We start from the raw sequence: 21,738 nt of genomic DNA, 5'->3' as shown, positions 1-21,738 counted from the left end.
CTGTGGTGGTTGATGCTCAGTGCGTGTGGGCAGCGCGACGGACTTCCCGTTCCCAGAAGTCTTCGAGTCCCTCGCGGACTCGCACTACGTCCTCGGGGGTGCCCATCAATTCGAAGCGGTAGAGATACGGAACCGCGCATTTCTGCGAGATGACGTCTCCGGCAAAGCAGAAGGAGTCACCGAAATTGGTGTTTCCGGCAGCGATGACGGCTCTGATCAACGATCGATTGTGCTTGTCGTTGAGAAACTTGATCACACGCTTGGGGACGTAGTTGGTGTCGCGGCCGGCGTACGTCGTTCCTCCGCCGTACGTCGGCACGATCAGGACGTAGGGAGAGTCGACGCGAAACGTGCCGTCCGGATCTCGTAAGGGAATGCGCGTCGCGGGGATATCCAACTTCGACACGAAACGGTGCGTGTTCTCCGACGCGCTGGAGAAGTAGACGAGTGAGTTCGAGGACTGCTGTTGTGAACTCACCGCTCACTCACTTTCTCGATCTGTTCAAGCAGCGTTCGTCGCGAGGGTCTTGATGCGATCCGGGCGGAAACCGGACCAGTGGTCGTCACCGGCGACGACGACGGGGGCCTGCAGGTAACCGAGCGCCATGACGTAGTCACGTGCCTCGGGGTCCTGCGAGATGTCGATGACGGAGTACTCGATACCCGCTTTGTCGAGGGCGCGGTAGGTGGCATTGCACTGGACGCAGGCGGGCTTGGTGTAAACGGTGATGCTCATGGTGTCCCTCTTTCCGTTGTCGCCGTCGGGTGCACCGATGGCGACGATGTGCTCTGCGTGTGGCACCGAGAACATCTCCCGCTCAGGGCGACTGCGACCTGCTCGAACCCACGTCGTTCGGGCTCTTCGAGTTGTGGTCTCTCGGCGGGTCAAACACTACACCTAGTGTCCCCCATCTGCCTAGAACACGAGATGTTGCGAACAACATGCGTGGTATTCGCTGGTCAGGCCGTGCGACCGACGCTCGTCCACCCCACATCGGCGTGTCGGACGTCACAAAACGAGGTGTCTTTCGTCACTACCGACCGTCGCCCCGACAGTGACGATCACCGAAGACACCCGCGCACGACGACGGCCCCCCGGAGTTGCTCCGAGGGGCCGTCACGTGGATCACGCGAGTGTCAGCGTTGACGCGCCTTGAACCGCGGCTCCTTCTTGTTGATCACGAACACGACCCCATGGCGGCGAACCACCTGGGCGCCGGGCTTGTTCTTGAGCGATTTCAGAGAATTTCTCACCTTCATGAGACCAGGCTACATGAAAACGATTCCCGATACCATCAAGCGGTCACGCGCTGATGAGTTCCTTCGACGCCTTGACCAACTCGGCCACGACATGGCCGATCTCACCGGACACCTCGGCGTTCTCACGCGGGTGGGCGGCCCCGAACTTGTCGATGGTGCCGCCGATGGAGAGCTGGACGTCCTCGAGTACGGATCCGCCGGCGATGCGGACGGCCTTGCTCGTGTCCTCGTGGGCCCACTTGGCCCCGTTGCCGCTCGGCGATGCGCTGATGACCACGACCGGCTTGCCCACCATGGCACCGGCACCGTAGGGACGTGAGAGCCAGTCGATGGCGTTCTTCAGCACGGCCGGAATGGTGCCGTTGTATTCGGGCGTGACCAACAGCAGCGCAGAAGCCTTCTCGGCAGCGGCGCGCAGTGCGAGGGCGGCCGCAGGCACGGAGCCGTCGACGTCGATGTCCTCGTTGTAGAAGGGAACGTCGCCCAGCCCGTCGTAGACCACGATCTCGGCATCGGCCGGTGCGACGGTGACTGCAGTCTCGGCAATCTGCTTGTTCACCGATTCGGCGCGCAGGCTTCCGACGAGAACGAGTACGTGTGCGTCTGACATGAAATCTTCCTTCGAAAGTTCGGATGACGTGATCGTCGTGTCAATTCATACCATCCAAACGGACCGCGGTCCACTTGTATTCCTCAGCGAGGTACCCTGAACAGGTGACCGGTCCGATGCTGCCCGTAGTAGGCGAAGACTCCGAACGCTGTGACGCTGCCCGCAACCGCCGGCTGCTCCTCGACGCCGCGACGGAGCTGGTGGCGACCCTCGGTGCCGACGCCGTCACCATGGAAGCCGTGGCAACGAGGGCCGGCGTCGGCAAAGGCACCGTGTTCCGGCGCTTCGGCAACCGCGCCGGGTTGATGCGAGCCCTGTTGGATCACACCGAGAAGATGTTGCAGAGCTCGTTCATGTTCGGCGAACCGCCGCTCGGGCCCGGTGCCGATCCCATCGACCGCCTCGTCGCGTTCGGTCGGGCACGGCTGGAATTCGTCAGGGTTCAGGGCGAGGTGCTGCGGGCCGCGGAAAGCTCGGCCGACGCTCGGTATTCGGCTCCGGCGCACATGGTCAATTTCACACACGTTCTGTCTTTGCTCCGTGCAGCCGGCGTGGAGGGAGACCTGGAACTTCTCACCTACTGGCTGCTCACCCCCCTGGAAGCCACGTTGGTGCTGCACCAGTACCGAGACCTCGGAATGACGATGGATCGTCTGGCCGACGGGTGGGAAGATCTGGTGCGCAGAGCAACTCGCGTCCCATAGCGGTTGTCGGTCACGTCGCGAGGGTCGACAGTGCTGCCGAATGCAAGGCAGTTCCGTACGAACGGCCGTGTCCGGCCGCATGCACGGCCAGAGGATGCAACTGGTGGAGGGCGGTTCGGTCGCGCCACCCCGTCCGCAGCGGGTGCACGGACTCGTAGCCGTCGACCATGGCGTCCAGATGAGGACAGCCGAACAGTGCCGCCATCGCCAGATCCGTTTCGCGATGGCCGCCGTGTGCCGCGGGATCGATGAGCACGACACCCGCATCGGTCCAGAAGACGTTGCCGTTCCACAGGTCTCCGTGGATTCGACTGGGCGGTTCATCATCGTCGAACTCGCCGTCCGCCACCCGCTCGCACGCCGCCTCGACGGTCGCCGCCTCGGACTGCGTCACGTTTCCGGCGTCGACCGCGATCCGCAGAAACGGCAGCACTCGCTCGGCGGCGTAGAACGAACCCCACGTGGCGTGGACAGTGTTGGTCATGGGCCGCGAGCCGATGAACAACTGCCCGGGAAACGGTGTGCCGTCCGGGCGATTCGGCGGAGCCCCGAATCCGGCCGCGCCGCCGTCGTGCATCCGGGCCAGTGCGCGCCCGAATCGACGGGCCGCGATCTCGGTGGGACGCGCGGCCGTCAACCGCTCGAGTTCGATGAACGTCGGTCCGCGATCGAGAACACCGACGACAGGCACCCCTGTCTCACCGAGCCACGCGAGTCCCGTCGCCTCGGCCTCGAAGAAGTCCGGGTGCGCGCGGGTATCTCGCTTGACGAAGGTATCGGTGGATCCGCTCACGTCGAACGACACTACGCATCCTTCTCGACCCGAACGCGTACCCGCACTCGTCATTAGGATGATCGGATGGGACACATCAACTCGGAATTGCGCTCCGGAATCATGCGTGAGCTGGCGGTACAGTCGACCATCGATCCGGTGACGGAGGTCCGCAGGCGCGTGGACTTCCTCAAGGACTACCTCGCGTCGACCCCGGCCTCCGGTTTCGTACTCGGGATCAGCGGCGGACAGGACAGCACGCTCACCGGCAAGCTCGCACAGCGGGCGGTGACCGAACTACGAACCGACGGGCACGAGGCCGAATTCGTCGCCGTACGGCTCCCCTACGGTGTGCAGGCCGACGAGGACGACGCGGCGATCGCACTGAAGTTCATCGATCCCGACCGCACGGTGACGGTGAACATCAAGGAGGCCTCCGATGCCGCAGCCGCTGCGACCGCCGAGGCTCTGGGAACCGGCGAGGTCCGAGATTTCGTGCGCGGCAACATCAAAGCTCGTCAACGCATGGTCGCCCAGTACGCGATCGCCGGCGAACTCGGCTATGTGGTGGTCGGCACCGACCACGCAGCCGAGGCGGTGACCGGCTTCTTCACCAAGTTCGGGGACGGCGGGGTGGATCTGACGCCACTGACCGGCCTGACCAAGCGACAAGGTGCTGCGCTGCTGCGCGAGCTCGGTGCGCCCGAAAGTACCTGGCGCAAAGTCCCCACCGCGGATCTCGAAGACGACCGACCGGCGCTGCCCGACGAGGAAGCACTCGGCGTCACATACGAGCAGATCGACGACTACCTCGAAGGCAAAGATGTCACCGAGGAAGTGGCCGACAAACTCGAGAAGATGTTCGCCGCGACGCGGCACAAGCGAACCGTTCCGGTGACACCGTTCGACGATTGGTGGAAGAACGGTCACTGACCGACCTTCGTCGGCGGCGATCGGTGACGATCAGCCGCCGGCGAACGGCGGCAGTACGTCGACTCTGCTGCCTACGGACCGACCCAGATCGCGGGTCAACTCGTCTCCGACCAGATACGCCGACACCCGCAGAATCGGTTCCATCGGGGCTCCGTACCGAGAACGGATGGCCTCGCGCAATTCTCCCAGCGTCGCACCGGCCGGCAGAGTGAGGTGTTCGGACTCGCAGCCGGACGCGTCGACGGCGGCTGCGAAGTACCGCACCTCCACTTGCATCGTTCGACTACCGGTCGTGCTGGGCTGTGTCTCAACCACCGATTGCTCCCATACTGCGGGTCGGTGGCACGAAGCCCTCGGCGTCGATGCCGTGCCCGGCCCATTTGTTCCACATGGCTCCGCGCCATACTGCTGCCAACTCGTCATCGGTGGCACCGCCCCGCAGCGCCGCGCGAAGATCCGTCTCGTCGTCGCTGAACAGGCAGGACCTGATGGTCCCCTCGGCAGTGAGCCTCGTTCGATCACAGTCGCCGCAGAACGAGCGCGTGACGGACGCGATGATTCCCACGGTCGCCTCCGTGCCGTCCACGCTCCATTCTTCGGCGGGAGCGGACGGATCGGCGCGACCCACTTCACGTAGATCGAAAGCAGTGGACAGCTCGTCGAGCAACGTCTGGGCGTCGATCATGTTGTTGCGGGCCCATTCGTGATCGGCGTCGAGTGGCATTTGCTCGATGAATCGAAGCGCGACCCCCTCGTCCAGACACCATCGGAGCAGATCCACGGACCCGGAGAGGGTATCTCGCATCAGTACGGCATTGACCTTCACCGGACCGATGCCCGCCTTCTTGGCCGCCCGGATGCCGGCCAGCACCGACGGCAGACGATCGCGTCGAGTCAAGCGCGCGAACTGTTCGCGATCGACCGAGTCCAACGACACGTTGACGCGCGTCAGACCGGCCTCGGCGAGGGCCTGCGCACGATGTTCGAGACCGACGGCATTGGTGGTCATGGACAACGGCACGCCGTCCGCCACAGCGGAGCACGAACGAAGGATCTCGTCCAGATCTCGACGCATCAGAGGCTCGCCGCCGGTGAAACGCACGTCGCGTATTCCCAACAGGCGCACGGCAACCGAGACGACCCGAGCGATCTCGCCAGCGGTCAGCAGGTCGGCTGTGGGAATTGCCGGCAGCCCCTCCTCCGGCATGCAGTACGTGCACCGCAGCGAGCACTTCTCGGTGATCGAGATGCGCAGATCGCGTGCCACCCGCCCGAATCGATCGATCAGATGCGGCACGTCGGGACGATCGTCCACCGGGCCGAACGACGACCCCGAGGAAGCTGCACCGATACGCGGGATCCCGAGGGACGTGACACTGTCCACCGTCACCTCACACCTCGAATCCGTCTGTTCCTGCATGTCTCACATCGGCTTGTCTACCCAGTATGCCGCAGCCCACACGCGCCCGTCGTGTCGGCGTGCCTAGGATTGGCAGCCATGACGGCTGAGCACACTCGAGCGATCACCGGACCCGCACTGTGAGCGCCGTATCCGTCGAGGAGCACGCAGCAGCGATCGAGTCGCTGCTCGCAGACTTGGGCACCCGAGCAGCCCAACGAGTGCCGCTGACCGACGCACTGGGGCGGGTGGCATTCCACGACGTGACCTCCCCCGTCGATCTACCTCTGTTCCGGAATTCGCAGATGGACGGTTATGCGGTCGATTCTCGCTCGGTGCAGTCTGCGCCCGTGACGCTTCCGGTATCGACGATCATCGCTGCCGGACCCACCCGACCCTCGACGCTCACGCCCGGTAGCGCAGCCAAGATCATGACCGGTGCACCGATACCCGACGGAGCGGACGCCATCGTCCCCGTGGAGGACACCACAGTGACCACCGCAGGTGCGGTGACCGTCGAACGAGCCCGCGTCGCAGGCGAATTCGTGCGCGAACAGGGTAGCGACGTACGCGCGGGAACGATCCTGATCGACGCGGGCAGAGTGCTCGAGCCCCGGCACATCTCGGTTCTCGCGGCCGTCGGACTGGCCACCGTCGACGTACGGTCGCGTCCTCGTGTGGCCGTGGTGACCACCGGAGCAGAGTTGGCCGACGCAGGCGAGACGCTCTCGCCCGGTCAGATCTTCGACTCGAACGGCATCACTCTTGCCGCGCACCTGCGCGCGAGCGGTGCCGACGTGGTCACCGTCGCACGCAGCACCGACGATCCGGAACGCTTCCGAAGCATCCTCACCTCCGCAGCCGCATCGGCGGAGCTCATCATCACCTCCGGTGGAGTGTCGATGGGCGACTTCGAGGTGGTCAAGGACGTTCTCGCGCCGCTGGGTGGACAGTTCGGATCGGTTCGGATGCAACCGGGTGGACCGCAGGGCATCACGATGTTCGACGGCACCCCGGTCCTGAGTTTCCCCGGCAACCCCGTCAGCACCGTGGTGTCGTACATCATGTTCGCGCGCAACATCGTTCGGCGATCGGCCGGCCTGCCACCGGTCCTGTCGGGCCCTGCGACTCTGTTCCAGTCGATCACCTCGCCGCCGGGCAGGCGTCAACTGCTCCGCGGAAAATTGCGTGACGACGGCCGGGTCGAACTGGTCGCCGGACCGGGGTCCCACCTGGTGGCCGCACTGGCGTGGGCCGACGTGCTCCTCGACATCGCCGCCGAGACAACCGAACTCGCCGCAGGATCGCCCGTGGAGGTATGGCCGCTGTGACCACCGAAGTCCCGCAGAACCCCCTGTCTCACCTGGACGACGAGGGCCGTGCCCGCATGGTCGATGTGGCGCACAAGAAAGAGACCTCCCGAACGGCTGTGGCGGCAGGCGAGTTCGTCACCACGCCCGAGGTCATCGGGTTGGTGCAGGCGGACGGCATGCCGAAGGCCGATGTCCTGGCGACCGCTCGGATCGCCGGTATCTCGGCTGCCAAGCGCACCTCCGATCTGATTCCGCTGTGCCATCAGCTCGCGCTCTCGTCGGTCAAGATCTCCTTCGGATTCACCGACACCTCCATCACGGTCGAGGCCACCGCGCGCACGACCGGTAGGACCGGCGTCGAGATGGAAGCCCTCACCGCCGTCGCGGTTGCCGGGTTGACTCTGCACGACATGGTCAAGGCGGTCGACCCGGGTGCGACGATGAACGGCGTCCGGCTGATCACCAAAGACGGTGGTAAGCACGGGCATTGGCAGCGTGATGCGAAGGCGACCGGCCCCGACGACGACGCTCGGCCGTCGGAGGGGACGAAGTCGGCGGTCGTGCTCGTGGCCTCCACCGGCGGTGCTCGCGGGACCCGCCCGGACACCACCGGCCCGTCCATCGCGTCCTGGCTGACCGATCGGGGCTTCGCGGTGCGTGGCCCGCTGGTGTACGCCGATGCCGACATCGAGGCCGGGCTGCGCGACTCGCTACGCGGCGAGCCGTCGCTGATCATCTCGACCGGCGGAACCGGCGTCTCCCCTACCGATGCAACTCCGGAGGCCACGGCGGCACTGCTCGACATCGAGATGCCAGGAATAGCAGACCAGATCCGCACCAAGGGAACCTCCGCGACGCCTCACGCGGTGCTGAGTCGCGGAGTGTCCGGGTTGATCGGACGTACCCTCGTCGTCAACTTGCCCGGATCACCGGGAGGCGTGAAAGACGGCTTGGCCGTTCTCGATCCGCTCCTCGATCATGTACTCGCCCAGATCTCAGGAGGAGGACCCCACGATGACTGAACTCGTCGCCCGCATCTCGAACGAGCCGCTGACGACCGCCGAAGTAGAAGCCGCGGTACAGGATTCGCACCACGGCGCCGTGGTGCTGTTCAGCGGAATCGTTCGTGACCACGACGGTGGCCACGCCGTGGAAACTCTCGAATACCGCGCCCACCCCGATGCGGAACGCTTCTTGAGCCGATGCTGCTCGGAGGTCTCGTCCGAAACCGGTCTTGCGGTCGCTGCCGTGCATCGCGTCGGGGACTTGCGGGTCGGCGATCTCGCACTTGTGGCCGCAGTCGGATCGGCTCATCGCGCCGAGGCGTTCGAGGCGTGCGCCCGACTGGTCGAACGCATCAAGGCCGAGGTACCCATCTGGAAACGGCAGGGCTTCGAAGGCGGGCGCACCGAATGGGTCGGACTGTAGAAGACCTACGCAGGCTCGAGGTATCGATGGACCGGCAACATGGCCGAGGCGTCGACTGCGTCGTCAGGGCCGCGCACGCAGGCCCGCAGTCGATGTTCGACCGCGTCCGCATCGAGTTCGGTGCCGATCAGCACCAGTGATGTTTGCTGGGCTTCATCCCGTGACCACGCTGCACTCTCGAACCGAATGTGTCGCCCCACCGTCTGCACGATGAACTTCTGCTGGTGTCCCGGCAGGTCGAAATGCACGACACCCTTGATGCGGTAGAGGTTTCCGGTCGGGTTCTCGAGAAATGCGATCAGCCGACGCGGCTCCATCGCTGCAGTGCTGACGAACTCGGTATGCGAGTACTGCGCATGCAGGTGTCGGTGGTGTCCGTGCTCGTGGCAGCTGTCGTCGTCGAGGTGCTCGCGGAGAAGTTCGTCGAAGGACAATTGCACGGGTAGTGCGGATTCGACCGGCCCGTTCTGGGGCCGGTCGAACAACAACAGAGGATCGACGCGTCCGAACGACACAGCTGCGACAGGGACGTCGCCGACAATGGACCGAACCGTCGATACCACCGCAGAGCGCTCCGAATCCTCGACGGCGTCGGACTTGTTCAGTACCACCAGATCCGCCAATTGCAGATGCTGATCGATTTCGGGATGCAGGGTGCGGGTATCCGCGAATTCGACTGCGTCGACGACTCCCACCAATCCGCCGTACACGATGAACTCGTTCTCGCTGCCGCGCACCATTCGAATGAGATTCCGTGGCTCCGCCAATCCGCTGGCCTCCACCACGATCACGTCTATGGCCGAACGGCGGTGAGCCAGCGCATCGAACATCGCGTCCATGTCAGTGATGTCCACCGCACAGCAGATGCATCCGTTGCCCAGTGACACCATCGAATCGACCTGTCCTGCAACGAGCATGGAATCGATGTTGATCGCACCGAAATCGTTGACCACGACGCCGATCCGAATTCCCGCATCGTTGCGCAACAGATGATTGAGCAGAGTGGTCTTGCCGGCACCCAGAAAGCCGGCAACGATCACCACCGGAATTCGTCGACGCGCCACGCCGGTCGAGACTACCGGGCGGCGACAATTCGATTCAGGAGGCCTCGAGCGAAGGTGGAGACGCTGCTGACGTTCTCGTCGGTCACCAATCCCTTCAATCCGTCGACACCGAACGATTCGACATACGGCGAGACGCTTTCGAGCAGTCGAGACAAGGCACTACGACCCGCTACGGACGTCGACGTAGCTGCGGGGACAGTCGCGCTCGTCGGTGTCGGCGCAGAGGCGGTGGGAACTGCGACGTCCGGCGACGAGGCAGCCTCGGCTCCGAGGAGATAGTCGATGATGCCGGTGGAGATGGCGATCGCATGCTTCACCTGACCGTCCGAGCTCTCCAGCACCGCCGCGTCGTCCGGGTTGGAACCATTGCCCATCTCGACGAACACCAACGGAACAGTCGTCAGTGCGGGCCCCGCGACGTCGGATCGTTCCTGGATCCCGTCGACGACGCCCGAGTAATTGGCGGGATCGAACCCGGCGCGAACGTAGGAATCTCTCATCAGCTTCGAGGCCGAGCGCCCGCCCTCCGACTGAGCCGCATCGGCCGCCGCATTCGGAATCGGCAGTGTCGGCACGATCAGATGGAATCCGTGCTTGTCGGTGTCGGTCGTCGTGCTCGTCGAGTCCGCATGAATGCTGACGGCCACATCGGCTCCGGACGCGCTGGCAGCGCGAGCCCGATCGTCGACGCACCCGCCCCACCCGGTGTCGTCGACGCGGCTGGTCTTCACCGTCGCACCGAGACTCTCCAGACTGGACCGAACCAGCTCCGAGACCTTCCAGTTGATGGTGTGCTCCGGCACCCCGTCCACCGTGGTCATGCCCGTGGTCTGGCAATCCTTGGTACCGCCGCGCCCGTCGTCGACCTGCCGTTGCAGATTCTCCGAGTGAGCTGTGCCCTGGTGACCCGGATCGAGGAAGACCGTCTTTCCCGTCAACTCTTGTCCGGCCGATTCCGTGCCGGGTGTCGCCGACGGCGCAGTGGCGGGCGCGGACGGGTCGGCCGATACCGGTGCGCCGACGAGCGCTCCAGCACTCAGTAGACCTGCGCACATCAGCGTCACCGCAGCCGACCCGGCTGTTCGTGAAGATTTCATCGACTCGTGGGCGCTCCGGTGGAGCCGGTCGCGCCACTCCCCTCTCGGCACCTCGGACGCCGTCGAGCCACGCGGTTCCCATTGGCATCAGGAGCTACCGTGCGTCACAACAGACACTTGCTGCTCGAGTGAACCAGAGATCGATCCATTCGAGTCCCTGATCGAATTTCGTTAGCCAAAGGATTGCATTTCGTGATCGATCCGTTGCGATCTGCCCAGCCTTCTCATGTTTCCCACGACGGCGACACAAGTGCCGCGAAACTCCGAAACCGGCCGCCGGCTCGAACCGACCCCGAGAACGAATTTCCTATGAATACCGGACAGTTTGTCTTTGTTCACCGCAACAGCGATCCCTCGCACTGCGCACACACTTAATGCCTGCGCCACGTCGGTTTCGACGAATACATCTGCAGATTCTGTGGCAATGCTGCGAAACCGGTAACAATCGATCGGCCAGCATGGATATACACATTGTTCGGCCGTATAGTCGACACAGTTCGATCTGGACATCCCCCCGCATCATTCCCTGCACCATTGGAGAGCTTCAGCATGGCCAGAAAAGTCTATGTGCAACTAGTCGATGACATCGACGAAAAACCGATCGAATCCGGTGGCGAACACATAACCTATTCGGTCAACGGAGTCAGCTACGAAATCGATCTGAGCGACAAGAACGCCAAAGAATTCCACCGCAAGCTCGACTATTACATCGAGCACTCGACGAAGGTGGGCGGAAAGCGACAGAAGAAGTCGAGTTCCCCGGCCACCGGGGCGAAGCGCGACGCCAATCAGACCAAAGCCATCAGAGAATGGGCGAAGGCGAACGGCCACAACATTTCTGCGCGCGGAAGAATACCCGCCGAAGTGGAGCAGGCGTTCGACGCAGCTCACTGACCCCCGCCTTCCGAATCGGCGTCTCAGGACTCACGCTGCAGACGCCGATTCGGTGGCCGAAGCCATAGACACAACAAAAGCGCCGCCCGATGGGCGGCGCTTTTGCTTTCTCGGTGGAGCTAAGGGGACTCGAACCCCTGACCCCCACACTGCCAGTGTGGTGCGCTACCAGCTGCGCCATAGCCCCGAGTACTGCGTGCTCCCGCTCATGCGGTTGCTCGAACGAAGTTACACCATCGCTCGCGGCAGCAACAAATCAGCTGGTGCGGCCCCTACTCGATGCTCCGGTACGGGCCCCCGCGCTCGACCCCGATCAGCCGACCGTAGCCAGCCATTCCGAGTCGCCCAGCGCGTCGACCACCTGTCCATCCACCAGAACACCCGGAGTTCCGCGTGCGCCCGATGCGGCCAAGGCGTCCCGACCGGTCGTCGCGTCCGCCACCGCTGCGTCACGCTGCGCGCCCGTGGTGATGCACTCCACCGCAAGATCGCTCGCTCCGTTCGACGTTGCCAGCTCCGCCAGTTCGGCATCGGTTCGGTCGGACTCGCTTCCTTCCTCCGGCTGGAATTCCGGGTCGAACAGTGCGGCGTGGAAACCCGAGTAGACCCGCGCATTCTCGGTTGCGGCCACGCAGTGCGACGCCGCAACGGCCCGCGTCGAATAGTCACCCGAGGCCGAGCTCGCATCGAGGAAATTGATCAGGTGGTAGTTGACCGAGACAACGCCGTCGTCGATTTTCTGAGCCAATTCCTGGCCGTGCTTCACCTCGAGATCACTGCAGAATGGGCACATCGGGTCCTCGTAGATATCGATGACGCGCTGCGCGCCCGGACGAGCCAATACGACGACACCGTCTCCCGGCAACGACAATTCGACCTCGGGATTCTTGACCGATCCGTACCCGTCGTTCCGGGGCGCGTCGCTGCCTCGCTGCCACAGGATCGCTACCACGACGACCGCGACCACCACGAGGAATGCAATACCGCCCAGAATGTACGTCACGGTATTCGACGAGGCCTGCGGAGTGTGTTTCGTGCTGGATGTCTTCTTCTCGCTCACAGAGCGAATACTACGGACGTATCCGTCAGCTGCGCTCGCGCTCGAGGGTGTCCGGAACGCGCGACCACCACAACCCCGCCAGTAGAAGCAGTGCGCCCGTCACGGCGAAAGCCGGACCGAACGAGACCCGTTCCACGATCATTCCGGCCACGATCGGGCCGATCACCGCGCCCACGTCGGACGCCATCTGGAAGGCAGCCAGCACGGGTCCTCCACGGGCCTTGGAGCCGATCACGTCCGCGACCGAGGCCTGCTGGGCAGGACTCATCAGGCCCGATCCGATTCCGGCGATCAACGACACCGCGAGGAACAACACCGGATCGTGGACATAGCCCATCACGACCGTTCCCAGGCCGCAGACCGCCAAACCGCCCAGCATGAACGGTTTGCGTCCGCGTACGTCGGACAGGCGACCGGCAGTGGTGAGAACCAGGGCATTACCCACTGCGAACACCGTGAGAGCAATCCCGACGAACACCTCGGACCGCTGCATTGCCTCGACGACGAACAACGGCACCAGCGCCACCCGGACACCGAACACGGCCCATCCGTTCGCGAAGTTCGACGCCAGCGCGGCCCGATAGGACGGGATTCGCAGAGCAGCGAGCAACGACATCGTCGGCGGCGCAGTTCCCTTCTCCGGCTTGACCAGATCGGAATTGCCGAGGGTGAAGTACACGACGGCAGCGGCGATCACCAGAGCCACGGCATAGATGACGAACGGCACCCGCAGACCGAAACCGACGAGCGCGCCGCCGACGAGCGGACCACCGATGGTTCCCAGCAAGAAAGCGGTCGCGTACAGCCCGGAGATGCGGCCTCTACTGGTAGGTGGACTGATTCTGATCAGCAGTCCGAGAGCAGACACCGAGAACATCGTCGACCCGATTCCGCCGAGTCCGCGAAACACCAGCAGCTGCCAGTACGTCTGAGCCAGAGCGCACGCACCGGTGGAGACCGCCACGATCAACAGTCCGATCAGGTAGACGGGTCGTTCGCCGAGGCGCTGAACCAGAGCACCGCTCGCCGGTGCGAACAGCAACCGCATGAGGGCGAAGGCACTGATCACTGCCGATGCGGCCGTGTATCCGACGCCGAATTCTCGAGCGAACTGCGGCAGGGCAGGCGCGACGATGCCGAATCCGAGGGCGATGACGAACGCTGCCGAGACCAGTACCCAGATCTCCGGAGGGAGTTTGCCTCCGGGTTGGAATGCCGGCTCGGGGGCCGAGCTGTCGTGGTCGGGTGTCGGTGAGTCGGTCACGAGCTCTCGAGAGCGGACGAGACCAATTCACGTGCGGCAGCCTGGACCTCGGCGAGGTGTTCCTTGCCCTGGAACGACTCCGCGTAGATCTTGTAGACGTCCTCGGTTCCCGACGGACGAGCTGCGAACCAGGCGCTCTCCGTTGTCACCTTCAGCCCACCCAGTGCGGCCCCGTTTCCGGGAGCCTCGGTCAGCGTCGCGGTGATCGGCTCCCCCGCCAATTCGGTGGCTGTGATCTGGTCGGGCGACAACTTCGCGAGCACAGCCTTCTGCTCCCTGGTTGCCGGAGCGTCGACGCGGGCGTACGACGGGTCGCCGTACTCGGCTGTGAATTCTGCGTAGCGTTGCGACGGTGTCGATCCGGTGACCGCGGTGATCTCCGAGGCCAACAGCGCCAGAATGATTCCGTCCTTGTCCGTGGTCCACACTCGCCCGTCGTGCCGCAGGAACGAGGCACCGGCGCTCTCCTCGCCGCCGAAGCCGAGCTCGCCGTCCAGCAGCCCCGGCACGAACCACTTGAACCCGACCGGGACCTCGAGCAGCTTTCGTCCGAGACCGGCGACGACGCGATCGATCATGGAGGAACTCACCAGCGTCTTGCCGACTGCCGCGGTCGGTGACCACCCGGGTCGGTGGGTGAACAGATAGTCGATCGCGACCGCGAGGTAGTGATTGGGGTTCATCAGACCACTGTCGGGAGTGACGATGCCGTGTCGATCGGAGTCGGCGTCGTTGCCCGTGGCGATGTCGAATCGATCCCGGGCTGCGATCAGTGATGCCATCGCGTTCGGCGACGAGCAGTCCATTCTGATCTTGCCGTCCGTGTCCAACGTCATGAAGCGGAACGTGCCGTCGACCAACGGATTGACGACGGTCAGATCGAGGTTGTGTCGTTCGGCGATCGCATCCCAGTAGTCGACACTGGCACCGCCGAGCGGATCCGCACCGATGCGAACTCCGGCGGCGCGGATCGCATCGAGATCGAGCACATTCGGGAGGTCGTCCACGTAGGTGCCGAGGAAGTCGTACCGCGAGACGCTTCCCGCGAACGCCTGCGCGAGAGTCACACGCTTGATACCGGTAATGCCCTCGCGGAGAAGCTCGTTGGCGCGGGCAGCGATCACCGACGTCGCATCGCTGTCGGCCGGTCCACCGTGCGGAGGGTTGTACTTGAACCCGCCGTCACGCGGCGGATTGTGGGACGGTGTGACCACGATGCCGTCGGCTTTCGCGGTCGGCCCCGACTCGTTGTACCGGAGAATGGCATGACTGACGGCGGGCGTCGGAGTGTAGCGATCCCCAGAGTCCACCAGAACGTCGACGTCGTTGGCTGCCAACACCTCCAGAGCCGTCGTCCACGCGGGCTCGGACAATGCATGGGTGTCTCGACCGATGAACAGTGGCCCGGTGATGCCTTGCGCGGAACGATATTCCACGATGGCCTGCGTGGTCGCGACGATGTGCGCCTCGTTGAACGCCGAATCCAGGCTCGAACCTCGATGACCCGAGGTCCCGAACACGACCTGCTGACTCGGCTCCGACACGTCCGGAATGCGCGAGTAGTACGCCGTGACGAGTTGCGAGAGATCGACCAGATCCTCCGGCAGTGCAGTGGTTCCAGCTCTCTCGTGCGCCACGATGCGCCTCCTCAATCCTCGAACGAACCGAATCCGGTCGACGAACCGAATTTCTCGTTCAACCCTAACGCCGCTGCCCCACCCGCGAGCTACTTGCTCTGCCGTTTCGGTGGCCGTGGCAGAAAATAGCTGGTTCGCTGCTGATATTCGCGATACCCCGGACGCTTCTCCATGCTCCTTTCCAACAGCCGAGCCCCGGTGGCGAACACCAAGAAGTACGTCATCGCGACAGGCGACAGAATCGTGAACACCCCAGGCCACGCCGAGGCCGAGACGAGGAACAGTCCCCACCACACTGCCGAGTCGCCGAAGTAATTGGGATGCCGCGTCCAGGACCACAGACCTCGGTCCATGATCTTGCCCTTGTTCGACGCGTCCGCCTTGAACGCCTTCAATTGCGCGTCGCCCACTGCCTCGAACGTCCATCCGAGTAGCCAGACCACTACGCCGAGTACGACGACGGGTAGAACCGATCCGTGTGAAACGGCGGAAACCTGCAGTGGAAGGGACACGAACCACAGCGCAACCGCCTGCGTCAGATAGATTTTCCGCAGGGCGTACCAGGTTCTGTTGCCGGTGGCCTTGGACAGCAGCTCGGTGTACCGCGGATCCTCACCGTGTCCGCGTGAGCGCTGCACCATGTGCAGCGCAAGACGAAGCCCCCACACTCCGACGAGCACGACCAGCAGGAGTCGTCGCCACAGATCACCGGTTCCGGTCGCAGCCGAGATCAGCGCGATCAGAACGAAGCCGCCACCCCACGTCACATCCACGACATTGTGTCGTCCGATACGGGCACCGACGAGGGCGGTGATGATCATCAGGACAGCAGTACCGCCGAGACTCGCCAGTGACACGGTGAAGAAGTCGGACCAATTCACCGCGCGGCCACCCACACCGGGCGGACCGGTTCCATCCCGGACGACCCCTCGACCGGGCGAACGGACAAGATCTGGTCGACGCCCATCCTGTTGTCCCGGAATGCCATTCCCCCGCCGATCAGGTACAGCCGCCACACGCGAGCGACCTCCTCCCCGACCATGGCCACCACGTCGCCGTACCGCGACTCGAATCGCTCGGTCCAGACGTCGACGGTCCGCACGTAATGCTCCCGAAGCGCATGGACGTCCCGAACCTCGAGTCCGGCCTTCTCGATCATGGCCACGGTCCGCCCGACCGGACGCATGAACATGTCGGGCGCGATGAACGATTCGATGAATGCCCCGCCGCCGGGGTTGTCGCCCTCTCTTCGCGACATCTGCTGGATCAGCACTCGCCCACCCGGCTTGACGTTGGTATGCAGTGCGGCGGCGTAGGTCGGGTAATTGGCCTCCCCCACATGCTCACCCATCTCGATCGACGCCACCGCGTCGAAGGGCCCGTCCGGAATCTCCCGATAATCCTGGATCCGGATCTCGACGTTGTCCTGCAAACCTCGGTCGGCGATTCGTTTGTCGATGAAGGCTTTCTGCTCGCGCGAGATGGTCACTCCGACTACCTGCGCTCCGTATTCCTGTGCCGCATGCAGGCTGAGAGACCCCCAGCCACAGCCGACGTCGAGGAACCGTTGCCCGGATCGTTTGTCGAGCCCGATCTTTCGGCACACGAGGTCGAGCTTGTCGCGCTGGGCATCATCGAGGGTGTAATCCGGCGAATTCGAGGTCCAGTACGCCGACGAGTACGCCATGCGCGAATCGAGGACCAGTTCGTAGAAGTCGTTCGACAGGTCGTAATGGTGGCTGATCGCAGCGCGGTCGCGAAGCAACGAGTGCAGCCGCCCCTTCACCGAGGCCTGCGACGCGGGTGGCGGTAGTGGGCGGCCGAACACGCCGAGATCCTTGGCCAGCCGCGCCAGCCGCAGCAACGATGCCGGCCCCGGTCGTACTGCCGAGAGCCGGCGCTCACGGACCACACCCCAGACATGATCGAGAGCCGCGGCAAGATCGCCGTCGACGTCCAACTCCCCGGTGACGTACGCCTGTGCAGCACCGAGTTCACCGGGGCTCCACAGCAATCGACGAAGAGCGCTGGGGCTCCGCAACATCACTTTCGGTGCCAGGGCGTCGCCGGCAACGGATCCGTCCCACGCCTGCAGCCGGACGGGAAGCGGGCCACCCACCAGGGGTTCCATCAACTCGGCAATTCGGTGTGCAACACCGACGCTGCGATCGGTCCGGTCCACGGTACTTGTCGAGGTGGTCATCGGTCGTCCCTTCGATCGAGCACGATCTGCTGAACATCGAGGTACCCGGATCGAAATCCGGCCTCCGAATAGCAGAGGTAGAAGTGCCACATTCGCGCGAATACATCGTCGAACCCGAGATCCTGTGCCTCGCTGCGATATTCACGGAAGCGACTGTCCCACAGGGCCAGGGTTCGCGCGTAGTGATCACCCATGGACAGGCGCTCCCGAACCCGAAGCGAGGTGTGCTGCTCGGTCACCTCCTCGATGGCCCGCACCGACGGCAGGAACCCGCCGGGAAAGATGTACTTGTGCACCCACGTGTACGTATTGCGGGTGGCCAGCATCCGGTCGTGCGGCATGGTGATGGCCTGGATCGCCACGCGTCCGCCCGGTGCCAGATGTGCATCGATCGTCTCGAAATAGGTTGCCCAGTACTGATGACCGACGGCCTCGATCATCTCGACCGACACGATGGCGTCGTATCGGCCGTCCACCAACCGGTAGTCGAGGAGATCGATCTGTACTCGATCGCTGTATCCCGCTGCCGCGCAACGCTTACGCGCGAGCTCCTGCTGCTCCACCGACAGTGTCACCGACCGGACCGTCGCGCCGCGAGCGGCCGCGCGAATGGCCAGCTCGCCCCATCCGGTGCCGATCTCGAGGACCCTGGTTCCTTCGCCGACGCCTGCGCGATCGAGTAGCCGGTCGATCTTTCGGCGCTGGGCGTCGGCGAGCTCCATGCTGTCGTCGGGTCCCGATCCGGCGAACAACGCACTCGAGTAGGTCATGGTCTCGTCGAGGAAGAGCTCGAACAGCTCGTTCGACAGATCGTAGTGACGCGAAATGTTGGATCGAGTGTTCTTCGTCGTATTGCGTTCACTCCGTGGAGGTTTCGGGACGTAGAGCCCACGGAGTCGCTGCAAGGAATTGGGAATCAGCGACGCCATTCGACGAGCGAAGACCTCGAGCACAGCGGTGAGATCCTCGGCATCCCAGTCTCCGGCCATGTATGCCTCACCGAATCCGATGAGGCCGCTGTCGCCGACGCGCGCGGCGAAGTCGTGTGGCCGATAGACCGTCATCAACGGTGCGTCGGACGATCCGGCCCCGATCACTGTGCCGTCCGGCATCGCGACTCGGACCTGCAATCCCGCGACCGCACGACGGAAGAGAAAGTCGGCAACGGGCGCGGCGACCGCAACTTTCACGCCACCGGGAACGTGGGCGATCTGGGGCCAGACCCGAGGATCGACCAGCGGGCGCGGCCCGGGACCGGACGGGTGCGACACGGAATCGGTTCGAGACACCGTCGTCATCTGTGAGCTCCTTCCTTCTGAACTCTCCGCGCCCCCGGAGGGGCAGGTTTCTGCACGATCTTCAGACCCCGCGCCCAGAGCCGAATGCCTTGCCAGCGAATCTGTATCACCACTCGCAGCGGTGCCATCGGGATCTCGAGTGCGGTACGAAGAATCGATCGCGTCGTCACCTGGCGGCGACGGCCGACGACGGTCGCCACGAACGGAGGGTGACCGAGACGTTCGAGCACGATCGACAGCCGGAGTGTGGCGTCCGGCTCGGGCAGCTGCATGGAGTACTCGCCGTCGACGTCGTTGAACGGTGAGACGTAGAACTCTTTGGAAGTCCGTGCCTCACCGTGGCGACCGGTGTCCAACAGGTACCGGTATCGCTCCCCGTGGGTGTTGTGCACCTCGGCCACCACGCAGCGGAGGTCTCCGTCGCGGTCGTGACACCAGTACACAGTCAATGGGTTGAACGTGTGCCCGAACACCCGCGCGCTGGCCAACATCGTGATGCGACCGCCGCCGAGATCGATTCCGCTCTCTGCCAAGAAGGCATCGACGTTCTGGCGAATGGTGGCACCAGGGTCACCCATGTGGTCGCGGGAATCGAATGATGCGAGTGGCCGCAGGATCCGCGGCAGTTCGGGAAGTGCGTCGAGGTCGACGAACCAGCTGTAGCTCTTGTACGAGAACGTATTTCGTATCGGTGCTCGTCGGACGTGATCGATCCGAGTGAGATACAGCGCCGCCCCGTGCGCCCGGGTGTTCGGCAGAACCGACGTCAGAGCCACGAGGCCCCCACCCGTTGCGCGGCGCGCGCTCCGGACAACGCACCGTCCTCATGGAATCCCCACCCGTGGTACGCCCCGGCGAACGACACCGTATCGGTGTCCAATTCGGGCAGCCGTCGCTGCGCTGCGACGGATTCGGGGGTGTACTGCGGGTGCTCGTAGGTCATCTCGTCGAGCACCGTGTTCGGGTCGATGCGATCTGCTCCCCCGAGGGTGACCAGCATCCTTCGATCGCTGTCACCCAATCGCTGCAACCTCGTCAGGTCGTAGCTGACCAGAACTCGATCGGGTTTGGCGCTACAGGACGGGAGGTGGTAGTTCCACGACGCTCTCGCTCTGATGTTTCGTGGCAGCACCGACGAGTCGGTGTGCAGTGCAGTGTGATTGACCGAATACGGCATAGCTCCGAGAACGCTGTGTTCGAGCGCAGTCGGCTCCGCGAGCATCTTCAGCGCGGCACCGGGATGGACTGCGATCACGGTGGCGTCGAACGTGCGCAGGTCGTCGTGGCCGTCCCGGATCTGCACCGAATCCCCGGACCGGTAGACAGCATGTACCGGATTGTCGAGCAACACCTCGTCGATGTGCTCCGCAACCCGACGAACGTATTCGATCGACCCGCCGGTGACGGTACGCCAGGTGGGAGATCCTGTGACGGTGAGCATTCCGTGGTGGCGGAGAAAAGTGAACAGGTAGCGAGCCGGGTAGGCGAGAGCAGTGTCCGGATCGCACGACCACACCGCGGACACCAACGGTGTCATGAAGTGGGATTCGAAGTATGCGGAGAACGAGTGCTGCTCCAAGAATTGAGCGAGCGTCGTCTCGGTGTCCGCGGCGTCCTCACGCTCGAGTAGCTCGGTCGCCAGACGATGAAAACGCTTGACGTCGAGCAGCATCGAGACGAAGCGAGGCCGCAGGACCGCGGTCCGCTGCGCGAGAATGCCCCGCATTCCCTGTCCGCCCGAGTATTCGAGCCCGCAGCCGTCGCACCGAACGGACATGCTCATGTCCGAATCCTGCGTCGGCACGTCGAGCTCGTCGAACAGACGGAGCAGCGTCGGATACGTGCGGTCGTTGTGCACGATGAACCCGGTGTCGACGCCCACCGGACCACCGGGGCCATCCACGAAGTGGGTGTCCGCATGGCCGCCGAGCCGAGAGTCGGCCTCGTACAACGTCACCGACGAGTTCTTGGACAGCGCGTATGCCGCCGTGAGGCCGGCCACCCCGCTGCCCACGACGGCAACACGGCGGGTCACGACGATTCTCCCCTGCAGCCCGTCGACGCACCGGATTCGCTCGAATCGGTTCGCACTCTTGACTCGTCGGCGATACGGAGAACGAAGTCACGAGTGACGCGCGACCACACGCGCGGATCACGCAGCATGAAATGGCCTCCAGGCACCGAGAGATATTCGGCGTCGGCACCGTTCGCCATCGCGCGTTCGGTCGCGCGACGGGAGGTTCGCGGGTCGGTCCACCGGTCGGCAGTTCCGTGCACCACGAGCAGCGTGCGCTTCTCGTCGAATCCGTCGGCCTCCGTACCCTGCGGCCACCACGGAGCAAGCGCAACGACACCCGCGATCGACGGGTCGTCGATCAGCGCAGCAGCTGTGCGCCCGCCCATCGAGTGCCCCACCACGACCACAGGAACTCCGGGATTGCGGTCACGAATGCGGCGCAGCGCCCACCCCGCGTCCTCTACCGGCGTCCGTTCGGGGGCGTTCCAGCCGCGGAATCGATATCGCAGTTGTTGGACCGAGATGTCGCGGCTACGTCCGGCCCGCCGAAGCATCCAGGTGAAGGGCCACATTCTCAACCCCGCCAGGTGCCACGGCCTGCTGCGCGCGCGACTCACGTCCTTGCCACCGCTCAGAACCAATACCACCATCGACGGCGACGACAGCCGCTTCCCCGTGTATAGAACTGGGGTCCGCTGGTTGCTCATGCTCTCTATTCGGCACCGAGCCCCCTGCGGGTGGGACCGGGTCGACAGCAGTGTTTGTGAGGTGTCCGACACAAAAAA

General features: G+C 64.1%; 24 protein-coding genes and 1 tRNA gene. 6 read left to right on the top strand and 19 right to left on the bottom strand.

From position 1 onward, the window contains the following. Positions 1 to 16 precede the first annotated feature (16 nt). From nrdI to CH278_RS16535, 4 genes are all read right to left on the bottom strand, one after another. Positions 17 to 478, bottom strand: coding sequence for a class Ib ribonucleoside-diphosphate reductase assembly flavoprotein NrdI (gene nrdI / locus CH278_RS16550; protein WP_027496602.1), 462 nt, complete (start codon positions 476 to 478; stop codon positions 17 to 19). A gap of 24 nt (positions 479 to 502) precedes the next feature. Next, a complete protein-coding gene (locus tag CH278_RS16545; RefSeq protein ID WP_027496601.1) occupies positions 503 to 736 on the bottom strand; it encodes a redoxin NrdH in 234 nt (77 codons plus the stop codon). 401 nt (positions 737 to 1,137) lie between these two features. Next, entirely contained in the window at positions 1,138 to 1,260 is a 123-nt protein-coding gene (ykgO, locus tag CH278_RS16540) for a type B 50S ribosomal protein L36 (protein ID WP_027496600.1), read from the bottom strand. Positions 1,261 to 1,303: 43 nt separating this feature from the next. Beyond that, positions 1,304 to 1,870, bottom strand: a complete 567-nt coding sequence (locus CH278_RS16535) for an NAD(P)H-dependent oxidoreductase (RefSeq protein WP_027496599.1) — start codon at positions 1,868 to 1,870, stop codon at positions 1,304 to 1,306. 104 nt (positions 1,871 to 1,974) lie between these two features. Here CH278_RS16535 and CH278_RS16530 point away from each other — a divergent pair, with 104 nt between their 5' ends. Continuing rightward, complete coding sequence (locus CH278_RS16530; protein ID WP_027496598.1) at positions 1,975 to 2,574, top strand: TetR/AcrR family transcriptional regulator; 600 nt, start codon at positions 1,975 to 1,977, stop codon at positions 2,572 to 2,574. 10 nt (positions 2,575 to 2,584) lie between these two features. Here CH278_RS16530 and CH278_RS16525 read toward each other — a convergent pair whose 3' ends face one another. Beyond that, on the bottom strand, positions 2,585 to 3,421 hold the full coding sequence (locus tag CH278_RS16525; protein WP_080966374.1) for a fructosamine kinase family protein: 837 nt from the start codon (positions 3,419 to 3,421) through the stop codon (positions 2,585 to 2,587). 12 nt (positions 3,422 to 3,433) lie between these two features. Between CH278_RS16525 and nadE the strand changes: the two genes are divergently transcribed. Continuing rightward, a complete protein-coding gene (gene nadE, locus CH278_RS16520; protein WP_027496596.1) occupies positions 3,434 to 4,279 on the top strand; it encodes an ammonia-dependent NAD(+) synthetase in 846 nt (281 codons plus the stop codon). Between the two features lie 30 nt (positions 4,280 to 4,309). Here nadE and CH278_RS16515 read toward each other — a convergent pair whose 3' ends face one another. Further along, positions 4,310 to 4,555, bottom strand: a complete 246-nt coding sequence (locus tag CH278_RS16515; RefSeq protein ID WP_027496595.1) for a MoaD/ThiS family protein — start codon at positions 4,553 to 4,555, stop codon at positions 4,310 to 4,312. A gap of 31 nt (positions 4,556 to 4,586) precedes the next feature. Then, positions 4,587 to 5,669, bottom strand: a complete 1,083-nt coding sequence (gene moaA, locus CH278_RS16510; protein WP_371832011.1) for a GTP 3',8-cyclase MoaA — start codon at positions 5,667 to 5,669, stop codon at positions 4,587 to 4,589. A gap of 149 nt (positions 5,670 to 5,818) precedes the next feature. Between moaA and CH278_RS16505 the strand changes: the two genes are divergently transcribed. From CH278_RS16505 to CH278_RS16495, 3 genes are read left to right on the top strand one after another with little or no spacing between them, the layout of a single operon-like run. Beyond that, positions 5,819 to 7,009 carry a molybdopterin molybdotransferase MoeA gene (locus CH278_RS16505; RefSeq protein ID WP_094622399.1) on the top strand — a complete coding sequence of 397 codons (1,191 nt, stop codon included), beginning with the start codon at positions 5,819 to 5,821 and terminating at the stop codon, positions 7,007 to 7,009. Then, on the top strand, positions 7,006 to 8,013 hold the full coding sequence (moaCB, locus tag CH278_RS16500; protein WP_255175889.1) for a bifunctional molybdenum cofactor biosynthesis protein MoaC/MoaB: 1,008 nt from the start codon (positions 7,006 to 7,008) through the stop codon (positions 8,011 to 8,013). The genes CH278_RS16505 and moaCB overlap by 4 nt, the downstream gene beginning before the upstream one ends. Continuing rightward, positions 8,006 to 8,419, top strand: coding sequence for a molybdenum cofactor biosynthesis protein MoaE (locus CH278_RS16495; RefSeq protein WP_027496591.1), 414 nt, complete (start codon positions 8,006 to 8,008; stop codon positions 8,417 to 8,419). Before moaCB ends, CH278_RS16495 begins: the two co-directional genes overlap by 8 nt. 5 nt (positions 8,420 to 8,424) lie before the next feature. Here the strand turns inward: CH278_RS16495 and CH278_RS16490 are convergent, their stop codons facing one another. Together CH278_RS16490 and CH278_RS16485 are read right to left on the bottom strand one after the other, a co-directional pair. Beyond that, entirely contained in the window at positions 8,425 to 9,483 is a 1,059-nt protein-coding gene (locus tag CH278_RS16490; RefSeq protein WP_094622397.1) for a CobW family GTP-binding protein, read from the bottom strand. An 11-nt stretch (positions 9,484 to 9,494) separates the two neighbouring features. Then, positions 9,495 to 10,580, bottom strand: coding sequence for an N-acetylmuramoyl-L-alanine amidase (locus tag CH278_RS16485; protein ID WP_048320200.1), 1,086 nt, complete (start codon positions 10,578 to 10,580; stop codon positions 9,495 to 9,497). Between the two features lie 549 nt (positions 10,581 to 11,129). Between CH278_RS16485 and CH278_RS16480 the strand changes: the two genes are divergently transcribed. Next, positions 11,130 to 11,474: a histone-like nucleoid-structuring protein Lsr2 gene (locus CH278_RS16480; protein ID WP_032370939.1), complete on the top strand. Its 345-nt coding sequence runs from the start codon at positions 11,130 to 11,132 to the stop codon at positions 11,472 to 11,474. 114 nt (positions 11,475 to 11,588) lie between these two features. Here CH278_RS16480 and CH278_RS16475 read toward each other — a convergent pair. The 10 genes from CH278_RS16475 to CH278_RS16430 all read right to left on the bottom strand — a co-directional run bounded on the left by CH278_RS16475 (position 11,589) and on the right by CH278_RS16430 (position 21,603). Beyond that, positions 11,589 to 11,661, bottom strand: a tRNA-Ala gene (locus tag CH278_RS16475). 126 nt (positions 11,662 to 11,787) lie between these two features. After that, on the bottom strand, positions 11,788 to 12,534 hold the full coding sequence (locus CH278_RS16470; RefSeq protein WP_179274439.1) for a DsbA family protein: 747 nt from the start codon (positions 12,532 to 12,534) through the stop codon (positions 11,788 to 11,790). Between the two features lie 25 nt (positions 12,535 to 12,559). Continuing rightward, on the bottom strand, positions 12,560 to 13,717 hold the full coding sequence (locus CH278_RS16465; protein WP_045841964.1) for an MFS transporter: 1,158 nt from the start codon (positions 13,715 to 13,717) through the stop codon (positions 12,560 to 12,562). 77 nt (positions 13,718 to 13,794) lie between these two features. Next, positions 13,795 to 15,435 (bottom strand): phosphoglucomutase (alpha-D-glucose-1,6-bisphosphate-dependent), encoded by a 1,641-nt coding sequence (pgm, locus tag CH278_RS16460; protein ID WP_027496584.1) that lies wholly within the window; start codon positions 15,433 to 15,435, stop codon positions 13,795 to 13,797. 89 nt (positions 15,436 to 15,524) lie between these two features. Beyond that, positions 15,525 to 16,256: a DUF1295 domain-containing protein gene (locus tag CH278_RS16455; protein WP_094622506.1), complete on the bottom strand. Its 732-nt coding sequence runs from the start codon at positions 16,254 to 16,256 to the stop codon at positions 15,525 to 15,527. Between the two features lie 56 nt (positions 16,257 to 16,312). Then, positions 16,313 to 17,638 carry an SAM-dependent methyltransferase gene (locus CH278_RS16450; RefSeq protein WP_094622396.1) on the bottom strand — a complete coding sequence of 442 codons (1,326 nt, stop codon included), beginning with the start codon at positions 17,636 to 17,638 and terminating at the stop codon, positions 16,313 to 16,315. Next, on the bottom strand, positions 17,635 to 18,936 hold the full coding sequence (locus CH278_RS16445) for an SAM-dependent methyltransferase (protein ID WP_094622395.1): 1,302 nt from the start codon (positions 18,934 to 18,936) through the stop codon (positions 17,635 to 17,637). The genes CH278_RS16450 and CH278_RS16445 overlap by 4 nt, the downstream gene beginning before the upstream one ends. Next, entirely contained in the window at positions 18,933 to 19,712 is a 780-nt protein-coding gene (locus tag CH278_RS16440) for a DUF1365 domain-containing protein (RefSeq protein ID WP_094622394.1), read from the bottom strand. The genes CH278_RS16445 and CH278_RS16440 overlap by 4 nt, the downstream gene beginning before the upstream one ends. Beyond that, positions 19,703 to 20,989 carry an NAD(P)/FAD-dependent oxidoreductase gene (locus tag CH278_RS16435; RefSeq protein WP_218828721.1) on the bottom strand — a complete coding sequence of 429 codons (1,287 nt, stop codon included), beginning with the start codon at positions 20,987 to 20,989 and terminating at the stop codon, positions 19,703 to 19,705. Before CH278_RS16435 ends, CH278_RS16440 begins: the two co-directional genes overlap by 10 nt. Beyond that, positions 20,968 to 21,603, bottom strand: a complete 636-nt coding sequence (locus tag CH278_RS16430) for an alpha/beta fold hydrolase (protein ID WP_052053373.1) — start codon at positions 21,601 to 21,603, stop codon at positions 20,968 to 20,970. The genes CH278_RS16435 and CH278_RS16430 overlap by 22 nt, the downstream gene beginning before the upstream one ends. Positions 21,604 to 21,738 lie beyond the last annotated feature (135 nt).

It is taken from the genome of Rhodococcus sp. 05-2254-5 (assembly GCF_002258575.1).
GTDB lineage: Bacteria > Actinomycetota > Actinomycetes > Mycobacteriales > Mycobacteriaceae > Rhodococcoides > Rhodococcoides fascians.
The sequence above is the reverse complement of the archived record's forward strand: the minus strand, read 5'-3'. Positions and strand labels throughout refer to the sequence as shown.

Coding starts and splice junctions, on each gene's coding strand:
- CH278_RS16545 (WP_027496601.1), bottom strand. CDS start 736: ATGAGCATCACCGTTTACACCAAGCCCGCCTGCGTCCAGTGCAATGCC.
- ykgO (WP_027496600.1), bottom strand. CDS start 1,260: ATGAAGGTGAGAAATTCTCTGAAATCGCTCAAGAACAAGCCCGGCGCC.
- CH278_RS16535 (WP_027496599.1), bottom strand. CDS start 1,870: ATGTCAGACGCACACGTACTCGTTCTCGTCGGAAGCCTGCGCGCCGAA.
- CH278_RS16525 (WP_080966374.1), bottom strand. CDS start 3,421: ATGACGAGTGCGGGTACGCGTTCGGGTCGAGAAGGATGCGTAGTGTCG.
- nadE (WP_027496596.1), top strand. CDS start 3,434: ATGGGACACATCAACTCGGAATTGCGCTCCGGAATCATGCGTGAGCTG.
- CH278_RS16515 (WP_027496595.1), bottom strand. CDS start 4,555: ATGCAAGTGGAGGTGCGGTACTTCGCAGCCGCCGTCGACGCGTCCGGC.
- CH278_RS16495 (WP_027496591.1), top strand. CDS start 8,006: ATGACTGAACTCGTCGCCCGCATCTCGAACGAGCCGCTGACGACCGCC.
- CH278_RS16485 (WP_048320200.1), bottom strand. CDS start 10,580: ATGAAATCTTCACGAACAGCCGGGTCGGCTGCGGTGACGCTGATGTGC.
- CH278_RS16480 (WP_032370939.1), top strand. CDS start 11,130: ATGGCCAGAAAAGTCTATGTGCAACTAGTCGATGACATCGACGAAAAA.
- CH278_RS16455 (WP_094622506.1), bottom strand. CDS start 16,256: ATGATCATCACCGCCCTCGTCGGTGCCCGTATCGGACGACACAATGTC.
- CH278_RS16450 (WP_094622396.1), bottom strand. CDS start 17,638: ATGACCACCTCGACAAGTACCGTGGACCGGACCGATCGCAGCGTCGGT.
- CH278_RS16445 (WP_094622395.1), bottom strand. CDS start 18,936: ATGACGACGGTGTCTCGAACCGATTCCGTGTCGCACCCGTCCGGTCCC.
- CH278_RS16430 (WP_052053373.1), bottom strand. CDS start 21,603: ATGGTGGTATTGGTTCTGAGCGGTGGCAAGGACGTGAGTCGCGCGCGC.